The following is a 15,638-nucleotide window of genomic DNA, read 5'->3' on the forward strand; positions in this document are numbered from 1 at the left end:
GCTACCGGTCTCCCGTTATGATTTTCAGAGCACCCAGACCTTGCTGGACGTTCGAATTGACCATGTTGGCGATGCCGCTGCCCGAATTGCCTGAACGCCCACCGGGCAGGTTGGAAAGTTGGGTCTGGTTGCTGATATTGCCACCCAGGTTGTTGGTGTTTTGAGTGACCAGGTTGCTGATGCCTGCACCACTGGCGACACCGGCAAAGTCGCCGTCGCTCAACTCATTTGTTTGATTGAGGATGTGCTGGGACGGGTTGGCATTGACGGTAGTTGGGTGAGGGTCCGGGATCAGCGGCGGAATCGTTGCGTTGCGGGTCTGGACATCACGTTTGATGGTAATGATGCCGTTGTCAGCCTGAACAGGCAGGCAGACAATCGAGCCCAATGCGCATCCGATTAGCAGGAAGCTGTAGATGCTGTTATCAAATTTCCCCACGGCGGCAATTCCTTCTGTGATGAAACGCTGGCCCTTATCAGCGTTGCGAGGAAGAGAGCAGAAGGTGTGCCGCTTTTTGCTTTTCGTTTGAAAACAGTGCGTTGGCGAAAATTTTCGAGCGAGTCAAAAAAACTGTGTAACGCCACTGAGACAGAGCCAGGCAAATTCGCCGTCCATGCGGGCGGCGCTGCTTGCCGGGACGCGGAAACCCCGGTTGTATCAGTGGCGTAACAGTTTCTTTTTCAAGCACCCAAACCGCTTTAGTTCGCGGGTTTTCTCAGGAGGGGGTGTTTCAGAAATGGACACTTGCGGCAGGGCGGGGAGCCCTGTCAGGCCATGAGCAAATGCTTCACAAGCTCGAATGCCGCGTCCTTGCGCTGTTGCCAGTCACCTTGCAGTACCTCAAAAGGCTGGCGGTGCAGCTCAAGCCATTCGCGGCTGGCCTGGAAAAAAGCCTGGCGTTGCGCCAGTTGCGGTTGGCAACGCTGCCCGTCGTCATGCCAGGCCACGGTTTCGGGGCTTAGCAGCAAATGCAGGTCGTAGCGGCGCGCCAGCAAGGCTTGCTCGATCCACGTCGGGCAAGCGCCAAACAACGTGCGACTCCACAGGATATTGCTCAACAGGTGCGTGTCGAGAATCAACAAGGGCGGCAGTTTGGCCCGTGCTTCATCTTCCCAGGCCAGTTGGCCGAGTGCGATGGATGGAATGTCGTCGTAGCGGGTGTCGCGGGCTTCGCTGTCGATAAAGTGCCGAACGTACTCGCCCACCAACAGGCCGCCAAATCTGGCTTGAATCTCACTCGAAAGCCAGCTTTTGCCGCTGGATTCCGGGCCGGTGAGTACCAGTACTTTCATGCGTGCAGTGCCGGATCGGCCCGCCATTCACGCCAGCCTTGCACAGCAATCACGGTGAACAATCCGTAGAGGGTCGCGGTCAGGTACAGGCCTTTGTAGATGAACAGGCTGACGAAGATCACATCCAGGACGATCCACAATGGCCAACATTGCACGCGTTTTTGCGCCATCCATAACTGCGCCACCAGGCTGAAACCGGTCAGCGCGGCATCGAGCCAGGGCTGGGCGGCGTCGGTCCAGTGGGCCATGGCCGCGCCCAGCAGCAGACTGCCGATGGCGCCCGCCGCCAGCCCGAGCAGGATTGAACGCGCATCCAGTTCACTCACTTGCCGACCGTCATGGGCATCGCCCGCGCGAGTCCATTGCCACCAGCCATAGACTTGCAATGCGGCGTAGACCACCTGCAGCAACATGTCCGAATAGAGCTTCACTTCGAAGAAGATCCAGCTATAAAGCAGCACCATGACCAGGCCGATCGGCCAGCACCAGGGATTCTGTTTGACCGTCAACCAGACGGCAATGACGCCGAGGGCGGCGGCAAACAGTTCAAGCCCGGACATGGCGGTACCTTGGGGGAAGTCGAAGAGGGGGCGATTGTAGCGGCAGGACCGGCTAGCGCAAACCCATGTAGCAGCTGCCGGGCAGCGCGAGGCAGCTGCTACATATCCATTAAACGCGGAACTGCTTGAGCAACCCGTTCAATTGTTCGCTCAATTCCTTGAGATGCACACTGGCCAGACTCGACTGTTCTGCCGCCAATGCCGTGCTATGGGACAAACCGGCGGCCTGGGTGACGTTCTGGTTGATGTCTTCCACCACATGGGCTTGTTGCAGGGTGGCGCTGGCGATCGAAGCGTTCAACCCGTTGAGGTTGCGCAACGCCTGGCCGATGGCGCTCAGGCTTGCGCCAGCCAGGCCGGCCTGTTCGATGGTCAATTGTGAAGCGCGGCTGCTGTCGCCGATCACCTTGACCGCCGCTTCGGAATGGTTTTGCAGGCGTTCGATCATCGCCTGGATTTCCGCCGTGGACTTCTGGGTACGCTGCGCCAACAGGCGCACTTCATCGGCCACCACCGCAAACCCGCGACCTTGCTCGCCGGCCCGAGCCGCTTCAATGGCCGCGTTGAGTGCCAACAGGTTGGTTTGTTCGGCAATCGAGCGGATCACTTCCAGGACGCTGCCGATCTGAGTGCTTTCGGCCGCCAGGGTGCGAATCACTTCGACCGCTTGATCAATGGTCCCGGAGAGTTTGTCGATCTGCTGCAAGCTGCCATCAATGTTGACCTGGCCTTGCTGGGCCTGAGACTCGGCATCGCGCATTTCGCTGGCGGCATGTTCGGCGTTCTTGGCCACATCCTGCACGCCGTAAGTCACTTCATTGATCGCGGTCGCCACCAGTTCCATTTGCTGGGACTGCTGCTGACTGCGTTGCTGGGCCTGCACAGCGTCGTTGCCCAAGTCGCTGGAGGACTGACCCAACGCGCTGGCAGACACTTGCAACTGGCTGATCACCAGACGCAGCTTGGCGGTAAAGGCATTGAAGTGGTGCGCCAGTTGCGTGACTTCGTCCTGACCGTGGGTATCGAGACTGCGGGTCAGGTCGCTTTCGCCGCTGGCGATGTTGGCCATGGCGTTCACGGTTTCCTGCAACGGCCGCACGATGCTGCGGGCAATCATGATCACCAGCAGCGCCATGATCAGCGCAATCGCCACACCGATAAACGATGCTTCCCACACCTGACCGTAGAACTCGGCTTGCATGTCATCGATGTACACCCCGGAACCGATGATCCAGCCCCACGGCTCAAACAGTTTGACATAGGAGGTTTTTTCCACCGGCGCACTGGCACCGGGTTTCGGCCAACGGTAATCGACCATGCCGGCGCCTTTGGCCTTGGCGATGACCACCATTTCGTTGAACAGCGCAAAACCATCCGGGTCGCGGATCGCCGACAGGTTCTGGCCTTCGAGTTTCGGATTCGCCGGGTGCATGATCATCACCGGCGTCAGGTCGTTGATCCAGAAGTAGTCGTTCTGGTCATAACGCAGGCCGCGAACCACGGTCAGCGCCTGTTTTTGCGCGGCCTCGCGGGTGAGGGTGCCGGCGGTTTCCAGGTCATGGTAGTAATTCAGAATGCCACTGGCGGTCTGCACCACATGCTGGGTTTTCTGCGCCTTGGCGTGGTACAGGTCATCGTGAATCTGTTTGAGCATCAGCATGCCCAACGTCAATAACATCACGATGGCCACGATCAAGATGAGCCACAAGCGTCGGCTGATCGACACACTGCGCAAGCTGTTCATAACGCTGTCACTCCAGATTCTTATTCTTGTCATAAACGACCGCCAGCATCCAACCACGCTTTGCCGGCCGGAACTATGCGACGCAAGTCCAATTACGCAGCGGCGTTAATCAGGCATCTCTGATAGGATTTCGGCCTCGCACGGGAAAACCTGAATCCAAGTTGATTTTTCACGGAATTTTTACCGTTTCGTGTAGATCCTGTGCGCGCGACTTCAGCTACGCTGACCGGCAGTGAACGTTCTAAAAAATATTAACGGGGCATGCCTTTCGCATCGCTTCTTGGGGGATTGATGGATCTTTGGACCGCCTTTCAGGCACTGATTCTTGGCGTTGTAGAAGGGCTGACGGAGTTTTTGCCCATTTCGAGTACCGGACACCAGATTATCGTCGCGGACTTGCTCAACTTCGGTGGCGAGCGCGCTATTGCGTTCAACATCATTATTCAGTTGGGCGCAATTTTGGCGGTGGTCTGGGAGTTTCGCCGCAAGATCCTCGATGTGGTGACTGGCTTGCCGACCCAACCGAGTGCACGTCGCTTCACCGCAAACCTGCTGATCGCCTTTATGCCAGCCGTGGTGCTGGGTGTGATCTTTTCCGACTTGATTCACGAATACCTGTTCAACCCGATTACGGTGGCAGCGGCGTTGGTGGTGGGCGGGATCATCATGTTGTGGGCCGAGAAGCGTCAGCATGAAGTGCATGCCGAAACGGTCGACGAAATCACTTGGAAAGATGCGCTGAAAGTCGGTTTCGCCCAGTGCCTGGCGATGATTCCGGGGACCTCGCGCTCCGGCTCGACGATCATCGGTGGCCTGCTGTTCGGGCTGTCGCGCAAGACCGCGACCGAGTTCTCGTTCTTCCTGGCCATGCCGACCATGGTGGCGGCGGCGGTGTATTCGGGGTTCAAGTACCGTCATTTGTTCGTGCCGGCAGACTTTCCGGTGTTCGCCGTGGGCTTCATCACTGCATTTATCTTCGCGATGATCGCGGTCAAGGCGTTGCTCAAGTTCATCGCCAGCCACAGCTATGCGGCGTTTGCCTGGTATCGCATTGCGTTCGGTCTGGTGATCCTGGCGACCTGGCAGTTCGGTTGGGTTGACTGGGCCGCTGCCAAGCCATGAGTGACTCCGGCGCGCGGTACAACCCCGGACGCCCGTCCGGTGGGCAGATCCAGCAGCCTCGCTTGAAGCTGCTGGTGTTCGTCGCCCTCTGCGCGCTGCCACTGTATGGCTCGCTGGCGTTGTGGCTGCGCGCGGTTTCGGTGATTCCGCTGGCGGCCTACGGCCTGGTCAGTGTGGTGGCGTTTTTCCTGTACTGGGCTGACAAGCGCAAGGCCCGCGCCGACACCTGGCGCACCCCGGAAAACGTCCTGCACGCGGTGGAACTGGCCGGTGGCTGGCCGGGTGCGTTGTTGGCCCAGCAAGTGTTTCGACACAAGACCCGCAAAGTCTCGTTTCAACTGGTGTTCTGGCTCATCGTGTTGTTGCATCAGGTGTTCTGGATCGACCAGTTGTTCCTTGGCGCGCATTTGCTGGCGTTCTTCTAAAGAAGCAATCCGACCTGGGTGCGCTTGGGCAATTTGCTCACCACCAGTTGGTGGGAGCGTTGCAGCAAGGCTTGCAGTTCTTCGGCGCCCAGCGGGTAGGGCACCTGCATGATGATCCATTGCGCCCGGGCCAGGTACGGCGCCGGGTGAATGCCCGGGCGGTCGCAATGACCGAGAAACAAGTCCTTGTCGACCTTGAACGCCAGGGAATCGCCCCGCAGGTTCTGTAGCGCGAACATCTTGTTGCCGGCAATCGAAAACACCCGCACGCCACCCCATTTGTAGTCTTCCCGGGCACCGGGCAGCCCCAGGCAAAATTGTGCGACGTCCGCTTCGCTCATGCGTCCAGCCTTCATATCAATCGGTCCCCACAAGCATTGAATGATTCGATCAAATGGTCGAGCCAGGCGCGCACCGCCGGCATTACCCCGCGTCGATGAGGGTAGACCGCTTGCAGCCAGCCGCCAGGCAATGCCCAGTCCGGCAATAACTGGATCAGCGAGCCGTCGGCGATTTCCTGTTCGCAATACATCATCGGCAGCACCGTAAAGCCCTGGCCGGCGAGGGCGCAGGCCCGGCGCACAATAAAGTCGTCGATGCCCAGCCGTGCCTCCAGCGCCAGATCATGGCTTTTGCCCTGTTGATCGAGCATGCGGATATGCACCATGCGGTCGGGCTCCAGGGCGCCGAGTACCGGCAAGCCCTTGAGGTCTTCCAGGTGATTGATCTCGCGACCGTGCAGGAAGGCAGGACTGGCAACCATCAGTGTTTGCGCCTGACGCAGGCGTCGGGTGACCAGCAACGGATCTTCATCCCCCAATTCACGGACGCGCAGGGCGACATCGACGCCTTCGGTGACCAGATCGACCCGACGGTTGACCAGCATGACCTCCAGCTGGACCTGCGGGTATTTCTCGAGAAAGTCGCTGATGATCGTCGGCAACATCTGATTGGCCAAACCCACCGGACAGGACACCCTGAGTCGGCCTCGGGGTTCACTGGACATGCTGGCCACCGCTTCGTCAGCCATCTCGGCCTCCAGCAGCATCGCCTGACAGTGGCGCAGATAACGTTCACCGACGGCGGTCAGCTTGAGTTGGCGGGTGGTGCGTTGCAGCAGACGCGCGCCCAGGCGTTCTTCCAGCTCGGCGATGCGCCGCGACAGCCGCGACTTGGGAATCCCCAGCAACCGCCCAGCCGCCGCGAAACCACCGGCTTCGACGACTTTGGCGAAATAGTAGAGGTCGTTCAGGTCTTGCATGATTTGAAACTCGACTGTTCTATCAGTGAGACGAACTATCGCATTGTTGCGGGCTAATCAGCTATTAGATTCATCTGTAGGATCCTCTCCATCAGATCGCCCGGTGGCGATCCTCACCTGGAGATCCTTCTATGAAACTGTTGCATATCGATTCGAGCATTTTGGGTGACAACTCCGCTTCCCGTCAGTTGAGCGGCGAAGTGGTCAAAGCCTGGCAAGCCGCTGACGCTTCGGCCGTCGTGACTTACCGTGACCTGGCCGCTGATGCCATCAGCCATTTCTCCGCCACGACCCTGGTCGCTGCCGGCACCACCGCTGAGCTGCGCAACGCCGCGCAACAGCACGAAGCCGAACTGAGCGCTTCGACCCTGGCTGAATTCATCGCAGCTGACGCCATCGTGATTGCCGCGCCAATGTACAACTTCACCATCCCGACCCAACTCAAGGCCTGGATCGACCGCATCGCCGTTGCCGGCCAGACTTTCCGCTACACCGAAGCCGGCCCTGAAGGCCTGTGCGGTGGCAAGAAACTGGTGATCGTTTCGACTTCGGGTGGCCTCCACGTAGGTCAGGCAACCGGCGTTGCCCACGAAGACTACTTGAAGGTTCTGTTCGGTTTCCTGGGCATCACTGATATTGAGTTCGTTCGCGCCCATGGCCTGGCTTACGGTGACGAAGTGCGCACCAAAGCCCTGACCGATGCCCACACGCAAATCAGCGAGCAATTGTTCGCCGCTGCGTAATGCTTTCGTAAGCGTTGCGTAAAGAATTCTAAACAGCTCAGGCAATACCTGAAAAACTCTGTATTCTGATCATGGTAATGATCAGTTACAGAGTTTTTTTGTTTTTGATGGCTTTTCATGTTGTGGCCCAGGTTATGCAGTCGAGGGTTTAACGTCCCCGTTGCGCAACGACCTTGGTGGCCGCAAACACTGGCACAAGGCCGCGTCCTCCGCCTGGCGGAGTACTACGGGCTTTTCAGTCAAGTAACAAAGGTAGGGCATCCCATGGTGCGTCTTTGTGCAACGTTACTGATATGCCTGCTCAGCAGCCTGATTTCAGTGCACGCTGCGCCCGGCCTGCATGCGCACTGGAGCGTCGGTTATCACGAGATGACGTTCCTCGATCCGCTGGATTTGCAGCCGATGCGTGCCATCGCCTTTTATCCGTCCAGCGACAAGGATCGCACCAGCAAACTTGAGGGCTACACCGTCGAAGCGGGTGAAGACGCCCGGGTCGCCATCGGCCGTTTTCCGATGTTGATGCTGTCCCACGGCAACGTCGGCACTCCGCTGGCCTTGCACGATCTTGCCACCTCGCTGGCCCGTAAGGGTTTTGTAGTGGTCGCGGTGATCCATCCCGGTGACAACTCCAAGGATCACAGCCGTCTCGGCACGTTGAGCAACCTGTACGGTCGTCCCCTGCAAATTTCCGAAGCGATTACCGCCACCTTGGGCGATGCGATGCTGGCGCCTTTCGTCAATGCCGATCAAGTCGGGGTGATTGGCTACTCGGCGGGTGGCGAGACGGCGTTGATCCTGTCCGGCGCCACGCCTGATCTGGATCGCCTGCGCCGCTATTGCCAGGAGCGCCCGGATGACCGCGACGCCTGCAACACTCAGGGCGAGCTGATTGTCGATCGTGACGATTTGCAGCCAGTGGCCGACCCGCGGGTTCATGCCTTGCTGCTGATGGCGCCGCTGAGTCTGAAGTTCGGCCGCCATACCCTGGCGGATGTGCATGTGCCGGTGCTGCTTTACAGCGGTGACGGCGACAAACTGGTGGCGTTCGACAAAAACGCCGCAGCGCTGGCGCGCAAACTGCCGATCGCGCCGGACTTCAAGTTACTGGCCGGGGCAGGGCACTTCGTGTTCATGGCGCCTTGCAATGAAGAACAGATCATCGCCATGCCGGCGCTGTGCACCGATGCGGATGGTGTCGATCGTGAAGACATCCACCGCAACCTGATCTCCGAAGCGGGGCGGTTCTTCTCCCACGCCTTGGGCAAACCGAGTCGGGCGGGGATGCAAACCGCTGATCAATAAGACTGACGCAACCCCTTGTAGGAGCAAAGCTTGCTCGCGATAGCGATCTCACGGACGCCATCGCGGGCAAGCCTTGCTCCTACAGATATCGCGTCTATCAGGCCATTGCGCGGCGTTTCAGCATTAATGTCAGCCCCAACCCGGTCACCGATAACAACGCCGCACTAAAGAAAATCCACGAATACCCCAAGTTCAACGCCACCGCGCCCATCAGCGGTCCGGCAATCGCCAGTGCCAGATCGAAAAACACCGCATAAGCACTCAGCCCCGCGCCGCGACTGGAGTTGGGCACCTGCTTGATCGCCTCGACCCCCAGCGCCGGATACACCAGCGACAGGCCAAACCCGGTGAGCCCGGCGCCGATCAACGCATAACCGGTGGACGGCGCCAGCCACAGCAGCACCAGGCCCATGGTCTCGATCGTCATGCAGGCGATGGCGGAGGTGAAGCCGCCAAAACGGCTGATGGCAGAAATGAATAACAGCCGCGACAGAATGAAACACACCCCGAATACCGTCAGGCAATAGGCGGCGCCGGTCCAGCCACGGTTGAGGTAATACAAGGTAATAAACGTGGTCAGGGTGCCATAGCCGATGGACGCCAGGCTCAGGCTCGCGCCAAACGGGGCAATACGCCCGAACACGTTCCAGAACGGCAGGCGTTCCCCGCGAATCACCGGCACCGACGGTTTGTTGCGGATCAACAGCAACGCCCCCAGCGCCAGCACTGACAGGACAACCCCCAGGCTTTCAAAGCCGTACTCGGCGACCATCACCACCCCTAGCGGTGCGCCGATGGCGATGGCGCCGTAAGAGGCGATGCCGTTCCAGGAAATCGAACGCGCGGTATGTTCGGCGCCGACCTGGCCCATGCACCAACTGATGGTGCCGACGCCGATCAAGCCTTGGGCGATCCCCAACAACAGCCGGCCGGCGATCAGGATCAACAGACTCAGCAACGGAAAGCTTTGCAGCAAGGTCGAGAGCAAGGTCAGAAGACCGCTCAACACAATCCCCGACAGGCCGTAGACAATCGCCCGCTTGGTGCCGACGCTGTCCGACATGCGCCCGGCCATCGGGCGGCTGAGCAGAGTGGCCAGGTATTGGCAGCCGATGGTCAGCCCCGCGATGATCGCGCTGAAACCCAGCTGTTCGTGGACATACCCCGGAATCACCGCAATCGGCAGGCCGATGCAGAGGAAGGCAATAAAGGTATAAAAAACGATGGAGACGATCTGCAGTGTGATCGCCATGGAGCTTTGCGGGGGCAGTTGCTGCGCAGACATGAAGGGCTCGTTCGCGGGCGGCGGTGGGAGACCTGCATCATGGCGTGGGCTGGGAATAAAAGGAAGCAGGCTAACTATATTCTCAACGCAGATCGTTCCCATGCTCCGCGTGGGAATGCAGCCCGGGACGCTCCGCGTCCCATTGGAACGCGGAGCGTCCCTTGAGGCATTCCCACGCAGAGCGTGGGAACGATCAAAAGCCCGAACGCAAAAAGCCCCGTCACCAGGACAGGGCTTTTACTTGCCGCTTGCAGCTTGAAACTAATCGCTGCCCTTAAAACACCACGCCTTGGCTACGCAGGTAATCATCGTAAGTACCGCTAAAGTCGATCACGCCGCTAGGGCTGAGTTCGATAATGCGCGTGGCCAACGACGATACAAACTCACGGTCATGGCTGACGAAGATCAGCGTGCCCGGGTAGTTTTCCAGCGCCAGGTTCAGCGCCTCGATGGATTCCATGTCCAAGTGGTTGGTTGGTTCGTCCATGATCAACACGTTCGGCTTTTGCAGGATCAGCTTGCCGAACAGCATGCGACCTTGCTCACCACCGGAGATGACCTTGACCGACTTGAGGATCTCGTCGTTGGAGAACAGCATCCGGCCGAGGGTGCCGCGAACGATTTGCTCGCCGCCCTGGGTCCATTGGCCCATCCAGTCGAACAGGTTGCAGTCGTCTTCGAAGTCGTGCGCGTGGTCCTGGGCGTAGTAGCCCAGTTCCGCGGCGTCGGTCCACTTCACGGTGCCGGCGTCCGGGGTCAGTTCGTTGACCAGGGTGCGCAGCAGGGTGGTTTTACCAATACCGTTCGGGCCGATGATCGCTACGCGCTCGCCAGCTTCAACCTGGAAGCTGAAGTCCTTGAACAGCGGCTTGCCGTCAAAGCCTTTGGCCATGCGCTCGACGATGACCGCCTGACGGTGCAGCTTCTTGTTCTGTTCGAAACGGATGAACGGGCTCACACGGCTCGAAGGCTTGACCTCGGCCAGTTGGATCTTGTCGATCGCCTTGGCACGGGAGGTCGCTTGCTTGGCTTTCGAGGCGTTGGCCGAGAAGCGGCTGACGAACGATTGCAGTTCGGAGATCTGCGCTTTCTTCTTGGCGTTGTCCGACAGCAGTTGCTCGCGGGACTGGGTCGCCACGGTCATGTACTCGTCGTAGTTGCCCGGGAACAGACGCAACTCGCCGTAATCCAGGTCAGCCATGTGGGTGCACACGCTGTTCAGGAAGTGACGGTCGTGAGAGATGATGATCATCAGGCTGGAGCGCTGGGTCAGAATGTTTTCCAGCCAGCGGATGGTGTTGATGTCCAAGTGGTTGGTCGGTTCGTCGAGCAACAGCACTTCAGGATCGGAGAACAGCGCTTGGGCCAGCAACACGCGCAGTTTCCAGCCTGGGGACACTTCGCTCATCGGGCCGAAGTGCTGCTCGATGCCGATACCCAGGCCCAGCAACAATTCGCCGGCACGGGATTCGGCGGTGTAGCCGTCCATTTCGGCGAACTCGGTTTCCAGTTCAGCCACAGCCATGCCGTCTTCTTCGGTCATTTCCGGCAGCGAATAGATGCGATCGCGCTCGGCCTTGACCTTCCACAGCTCTTCGTGACCCATGATCACGGTGTCGATCACGGTGAATTCTTCGTAGGCGAACTGGTCCTGGCGCAATTTACCCAGACGCACGTTCGGCTCGAGCATGACCTGGCCGCCGGACGGCTCGAGATCGTCACCGAGGATTTTCATGAAGGTCGACTTGCCGCAACCGTTGGCGCCGATCAGGCCGTAGCGGTTGCCCGCCGCGAATTTGACCGAAACGTTCTCGAACAACGGCTTGGCGCCGAACTGCATCGTGATGTTAGCTGTAGAAATCAAAGGTTTTTCCTGCGAAGCATTCAGAGTAGCTAGGGGTGCGGCAGTACCGATTCAGTACCTGGTTCCGGTATTCAAACCACGGGAAATACATCCCGGTCAGAAGCGGAAGGTCCATCTGGCAATAAGTGGACAGCAGCAATGGAGCGCTTGGCCCGAGTCGAAGTGCGCTGAGGCGGGGTTCATTCCCGTCATCAACCAAGGGGGGCGCGTAATGTTTGGCGGCGATTGTACTGGTCTGGCTCTTTAAACGATAGGGCGTTGAGCCTGCGCGGTCACTTTGGCTGCATCAGCGGACAGATTTTCACATCTGGATGCTAACTATTTGTTACAAACCGTGGCTAAAATGCCATCTATTCAACCCACGCCACTGCAGGCAGGGGCTCAAGGACGTGCCACCGGGACCGCTGATTCGTATACAGACACTGTGCAAGACCGCTTGGCCGGCAGCGCAGTTTGTTCACTTCTGACGTGTGACGATTGCCGTGAAAATCATCATTGCCGCTATTTATGTTGTCTCGATCGCCTATGTTCACCTGCGCGGCCGCGTGCGCCACAAATTGGGCCGCCAACTGAGCGATCACTCGACGTTTTTGGCGCCGATCAATTGCTTCCTTTATATGTTCTCCAAAATTCCGAGCAAGCCTTACCTTAACCCGGCCGACTTCCCGGACCTGAGCCCGTTACAGGCCCACTGGGAGGAAATCCGCGCCGAGGGTCAGAATCTGCTGCGGGCCGGGGAGATCAAGCGCTCGAACCAGTACGACGATGTGGGTTTCAACTCGTTTTTCAAAAGCGGCTGGAAGCGTTTCTACCTGAAGTGGTACGGCGACAGCCATCCTTCGGCCGAAAAGCTCTGCCCGCGCACCACCGAACTGGTGCAGAGCATCGGCTCGATCAAGGCTGCGATGTTCGCCGAACTGCCACCGGGCTCCAAACTGGTACGCCACCGTGATCCATACGCCGGTTCCTACCGTTATCACCTGGGCCTGGAAACACCGAACGATGCCGGTTGCTACATCAACGTCGACGGCGAGAACTACCATTGGCGCGACGGTGAGGCGGTGATGTTCGACGAAACGTTCATTCATTACGCGGAAAACACCACGGATCAGAACCGCATCATCCTGTTTTGCGATGTCGAACGGCCGATGAAGTACCGTTGGGCGGCGGCGTTCAACGCCTGGTTCAGCCGTAATGTGATGTCGGCGGCGGGCGCGCCGAATGATGCGGGCGACAAGACGGGTGGCATCAACCGTTTGTTTACCAGAATCTACAAGGTTCGGTTGCGGGGCAAGGAGCTGAAAAAGCGTAACCGGGCGCGTTACTACCTTGAGAAATGGGCGATTTTTGGTGGGTTGTTGGCGGTTTTCGTGCTGATCTGAGTTTTGTATCAGGGCGGCTGACGCCTTCGCGGGCAAGCCTCGCTGCTACAGGTATCGTGTGACCTGTAGGAGCGAGGCTTGCCCGCGAAGAGGCCGGTAAATTCACCACATCACCTACGGCTTCTTGGCTCCCAACTGCTTCCACATCTTCGCCGTGATCTTCTGCCGATTGGCATATCCCTTCCACGGGTCCCCCTTCAACCCCTCCAATCGCCCCAGCAGATTAGCCACCGTCCATTCCTGCGAACCGTGCAATTGGGTCAACTCATCTCGACTGATGGGCACCGAAACCGGTAACCCCGGCCGTGCCCGCACCGAATACGCCGACACCGTGCTCGCACCGCGTGTATTGCGCAGGTAATCGACGAAAATCTTGCCGACCCGGTTTTTCGGGCCCATGGTCGCGGTGATCCGTTCCGGCAATTGCTGCGCCATAAACTGCGCGATGGCCTTGGCGAACGCCTTGACTGTATCCCAGTCATCCTTGCGCGCCAGCGGCACGATGATGTGCATACCTTTGCCGCCGCTGGTTTTCAGGAAGGCCTCCAGGCCGATTTCGTCGAGCACCGACAGGGTCAGTTGTGTTGCCTCAACCATGCTCTTCCAGGGCAACGCCGGATCAGGGTCAAGGTCGAGGACAAACAGGTCCGGGGTTTCGATCCGGTCATGGGTGGCGCCCCAGGTATGCAACTCGATCGTGCCCATTTGCGCAGCTCCGATCAGCGCCTGGACGCTGTCGATTTCCATCAATCGCGCGTGGCCAAGGTCGATGTTCGGGTCCAGGTGCTTGATATTGGGGATGGCCAGGCGTTCAGCGTGTTTCTGGAAAAACTGTTCGCCCTCGACACCATCCGGCGCCCTCAACAGCGACACCGGCCGGTCACGCAAGAACGGCAGGATCCACTGGCTGATACTGTCGTAGAACTGCACCAGTTCAAGTTTCTGCGTGCCGCTGTCCTTATCGATGACACGCTCGGGATGAGTGATCTTGACCCCGGCGACGGTGCTGTCCTTGCTGCTGGTTTTCTTCTCGCTCACGGGTTTGCTCGCTTTGGGGGATTGTGGCTGTTCACGAACAATCTCAGTCGCCGGCTTATCGGTACGCATGGCGATGAACGCCGCTTGCCGGACCACACCTTCACGGGTCCACTCGGCAAATTCGGCTTCGCACACCAGCGTCGGTTCGACCCAGTGCACGCCTCGAGCCTGGGCGGCGGTCAATGGCTTGGCCAGCGGTGAAATTTTGCGTTCGATCTCCTGCAATTGCCCATGAAACAACTTGAGGTTGGCCTGATTGAACCCGGTGCCGACGCGCCCGGCGTAAATCAGCCCCTTATCGTCGTAGACCCCCAGCAGCAGCGCGCCGAAACCGCTGCGCGAACCTTGCGGTGCCGTGTAGCCGATGATCACAAACTCCTGACGCAAACGGCATTTCAGCTTGATCCAGTCCGGGCTTCGCCGCGAAACATAAGGACTGCCCGCGCGTTTGCCGATGACGCCTTCGAGCGACAGCGCACAAGCACTCTCGATGATGTCTTGATGTTTAGCCGTAAAGGCCTCGGAGAAGCGCACGATCTGGCGGGACTTGCGTCCCAGGGCTTTTTTCAACGCGGCGCGCCGGTCTTCAACGGGCATTTCACGCTGATCGACGCCTTGCAGGAACGGCGCATCGAACAGGAAATAAATGATGTCCACGGAACGGCCGATCTCGAACGCGTTCTGCAACCCCTGGAAGTCAGGGAAGCCTTTTTCGTTGAGCACCACCACTTCGCCATCGAGCCAACTGCCGTCGAGTTTCATCTGCGCCAAGGCCTTAGCCTGCAACGGTAGTTTGGCGGTCCAGTCGTGGCCGTTGCGGGTCAGCAACCGCACTTCGCCGTTGTCGATGCGAGCCAGGATGCGATAACCGTCGAACTTGATTTCATAGCGCCAATCGCCGGCCGGGGCTTTATCCATCAGCGTGGCCAGTTGCGGGCTGAACTGTTCGGGCAGGGTGGTCGGTTTGGGTTTGACCGTTTTGGGTTTTTTGACGGCTTTCTTCGTGGTCTTGGTGGTTTTGTCGCCCACAGTGGCATCGCTCAATACGCTTTTGGGCAGCTCGGCGACCACGTCAAACTCACTGATCGGGCGTGCCTGTTGGTCCTTTTCCTTGATCAGCAGCCATTGTTCCTTGTCGCCACTGCCGCGTAGATGGGTACGCACCAGTGCCCAGTCGCCGGAGAGCTTTTCGCCAATCAACGTGAATTTCAGTTTGCCGGCCTTGTAGGTTTCCTGCGGATCACCAATCGGCTGCCAGACGCCGTGATCCCAGACAATCACATCCCCGGCACCGTACTGGCCTTCGGGAATGCTGCCTTCAAAGGTGCCGTAACTGATGGGATGGTCTTCAACGTGCACCGCCAGGCGCTTTTGCGTTGGGTCCAGGCTCGGGCCCTTGGGCACGGCCCAGCTTTTCAGGGTGCCGTCGAGCTCCAGGCGAAAGTCGTAATGCAGGTTGCGCGCATCATGCTTCTGGATCACGAAACGCAAGGCCGAAGGCGCTTTCTTGCCGCGTTTGGCCGGCGCTGACTCGGGTGGTTCCGAGGTGATCTCGAAATTGCGTTTGCGCGTGTATTCACTCACCGGTTTAGCCATGGCGGACTACCTTGTGCTGCGAA

Annotated in this window: 14 protein-coding genes; 5 read left to right on the forward strand and 9 right to left on the reverse strand. The window is 58.8% G+C overall.

Annotation, left to right across the window (positions count from 1 at the left end):
- Nucleotide 1: 1 nt before the first annotated feature.
- The 4 genes from fapA to BK667_RS00195 all read right to left on the reverse strand — a co-directional run bounded on the left by fapA (nt 2) and on the right by BK667_RS00195 (nt 3,597).
- Nucleotides 2-439 (reverse strand): functional amyloid chaperone FapA, encoded by a 438-nt coding sequence (fapA, locus tag BK667_RS00180; RefSeq protein WP_123596460.1) that lies wholly within the window; start codon nt 437-439, stop codon nt 2-4.
- Between the two features lie 329 nt (nt 440-768).
- Nucleotides 769-1,293, reverse strand: a complete 525-nt coding sequence (locus tag BK667_RS00185; protein ID WP_123509574.1) for an AAA family ATPase — start codon at nt 1,291-1,293, stop codon at nt 769-771.
- Nucleotides 1,290-1,853, reverse strand: a complete 564-nt coding sequence (gene pnuC / locus BK667_RS00190; RefSeq protein ID WP_123596461.1) for a nicotinamide riboside transporter PnuC — start codon at nt 1,851-1,853, stop codon at nt 1,290-1,292. The genes BK667_RS00185 and pnuC overlap by 4 nt, the downstream gene beginning before the upstream one ends.
- Nucleotides 1,854-1,962: 109 nt before the next feature.
- Nucleotides 1,963-3,597 (reverse strand): methyl-accepting chemotaxis protein, encoded by a 1,635-nt coding sequence (locus BK667_RS00195; protein WP_123509572.1) that lies wholly within the window; start codon nt 3,595-3,597, stop codon nt 1,963-1,965.
- Between the two features lie 291 nt (nt 3,598-3,888).
- Here BK667_RS00195 and BK667_RS00200 point away from each other — a divergent pair, with 291 nt between their 5' ends.
- Nucleotides 3,889-4,719 (forward strand): undecaprenyl-diphosphate phosphatase, encoded by an 831-nt coding sequence (locus tag BK667_RS00200; RefSeq protein ID WP_123509571.1) that lies wholly within the window; start codon nt 3,889-3,891, stop codon nt 4,717-4,719.
- A complete protein-coding gene (locus BK667_RS00205) occupies nt 4,716-5,144 on the forward strand; it encodes a DUF1294 domain-containing protein (RefSeq protein ID WP_123596462.1) in 429 nt (142 codons plus the stop codon). The genes BK667_RS00200 and BK667_RS00205 overlap by 4 nt, the downstream gene beginning before the upstream one ends.
- On the opposite strand, the gene BK667_RS00210 is transcribed toward BK667_RS00205, so the two are convergent.
- Together BK667_RS00210 and BK667_RS00215 are read right to left on the reverse strand one after the other, a co-directional pair.
- On the reverse strand, nt 5,141-5,500 hold the full coding sequence (locus BK667_RS00210; protein ID WP_123509569.1) for an MmcQ/YjbR family DNA-binding protein: 360 nt from the start codon (nt 5,498-5,500) through the stop codon (nt 5,141-5,143). The genes BK667_RS00205 and BK667_RS00210 overlap by 4 nt on opposite strands.
- Complete coding sequence (locus BK667_RS00215) at nt 5,497-6,405, reverse strand: LysR substrate-binding domain-containing protein (protein ID WP_123509568.1); 909 nt, start codon at nt 6,403-6,405, stop codon at nt 5,497-5,499. The genes BK667_RS00210 and BK667_RS00215 overlap by 4 nt, the downstream gene beginning before the upstream one ends.
- Nucleotides 6,406-6,536: 131 nt before the next feature.
- Here BK667_RS00215 and BK667_RS00220 point away from each other — a divergent pair, with 131 nt between their 5' ends.
- On the forward strand, nt 6,537-7,148 hold the full coding sequence (locus tag BK667_RS00220; protein WP_123509567.1) for an FMN-dependent NADH-azoreductase: 612 nt from the start codon (nt 6,537-6,539) through the stop codon (nt 7,146-7,148).
- 264 nt (nt 7,149-7,412) lie between these two features.
- Nucleotides 7,413-8,450, forward strand: coding sequence for an alpha/beta hydrolase family protein (locus tag BK667_RS00225; RefSeq protein ID WP_123509566.1), 1,038 nt, complete (start codon nt 7,413-7,415; stop codon nt 8,448-8,450).
- Nucleotides 8,451-8,547: 97 nt separating this feature from the next.
- Here the strand turns inward: BK667_RS00225 and BK667_RS00230 are convergent, their stop codons facing one another.
- Nucleotides 8,548-9,735, reverse strand: coding sequence for an MFS transporter (locus BK667_RS00230; RefSeq protein WP_123596463.1), 1,188 nt, complete (start codon nt 9,733-9,735; stop codon nt 8,548-8,550).
- A 274-nt stretch (nt 9,736-10,009) separates the two neighbouring features.
- Nucleotides 10,010-11,599: an ABC-F family ATPase gene (locus BK667_RS00235; protein WP_123509564.1), complete on the reverse strand. Its 1,590-nt coding sequence runs from the start codon at nt 11,597-11,599 to the stop codon at nt 10,010-10,012.
- Nucleotides 11,600-12,081: 482 nt separating this feature from the next.
- Here BK667_RS00235 and lpxO point away from each other — a divergent pair, with 482 nt between their 5' ends.
- Nucleotides 12,082-12,981, forward strand: coding sequence for a lipid A hydroxylase LpxO (gene lpxO / locus BK667_RS00240; protein WP_123509563.1), 900 nt, complete (start codon nt 12,082-12,084; stop codon nt 12,979-12,981).
- Nucleotides 12,982-13,095: 114 nt separating this feature from the next.
- On the opposite strand, the gene ligD is transcribed toward lpxO, so the two are convergent.
- Entirely contained in the window at nt 13,096-15,615 is a 2,520-nt protein-coding gene (ligD, locus tag BK667_RS00245) for a DNA ligase D (RefSeq protein ID WP_123596464.1), read from the reverse strand.
- Nucleotides 15,616-15,638 lie beyond the last annotated feature (23 nt).

The organism is Pseudomonas frederiksbergensis (genome assembly GCF_003732705.1).
Taxonomy (GTDB): domain Bacteria; phylum Pseudomonadota; class Gammaproteobacteria; order Pseudomonadales; family Pseudomonadaceae; genus Aquipseudomonas; species Aquipseudomonas frederiksbergensis_F.

Coding starts and splice junctions, on each gene's coding strand:
- BK667_RS00200 (WP_123509571.1), top strand. CDS start 3,889: ATGGATCTTTGGACCGCCTTTCAGGCACTGATTCTTGGCGTTGTAGAA.
- BK667_RS00185 (WP_123509574.1), bottom strand. CDS start 1,293: ATGAAAGTACTGGTACTCACCGGCCCGGAATCCAGCGGCAAAAGCTGG.
- BK667_RS00205 (WP_123596462.1), top strand. CDS start 4,716: ATGAGTGACTCCGGCGCGCGGTACAACCCCGGACGCCCGTCCGGTGGG.
- pnuC (WP_123596461.1), bottom strand. CDS start 1,853: ATGTCCGGGCTTGAACTGTTTGCCGCCGCCCTCGGCGTCATTGCCGTC.
- BK667_RS00230 (WP_123596463.1), bottom strand. CDS start 9,735: ATGTCTGCGCAGCAACTGCCCCCGCAAAGCTCCATGGCGATCACACTG.
- BK667_RS00215 (WP_123509568.1), bottom strand. CDS start 6,405: ATGCAAGACCTGAACGACCTCTACTATTTCGCCAAAGTCGTCGAAGCC.
- BK667_RS00210 (WP_123509569.1), bottom strand. CDS start 5,500: ATGAAGGCTGGACGCATGAGCGAAGCGGACGTCGCACAATTTTGCCTG.
- BK667_RS00195 (WP_123509572.1), bottom strand. CDS start 3,597: ATGAACAGCTTGCGCAGTGTGTCGATCAGCCGACGCTTGTGGCTCATC.
- BK667_RS00220 (WP_123509567.1), top strand. CDS start 6,537: ATGAAACTGTTGCATATCGATTCGAGCATTTTGGGTGACAACTCCGCT.
- ligD (WP_123596464.1), bottom strand. CDS start 15,615: ATGGCTAAACCGGTGAGTGAATACACGCGCAAACGCAATTTCGAGATC.
- BK667_RS00225 (WP_123509566.1), top strand. CDS start 7,413: ATGGTGCGTCTTTGTGCAACGTTACTGATATGCCTGCTCAGCAGCCTG.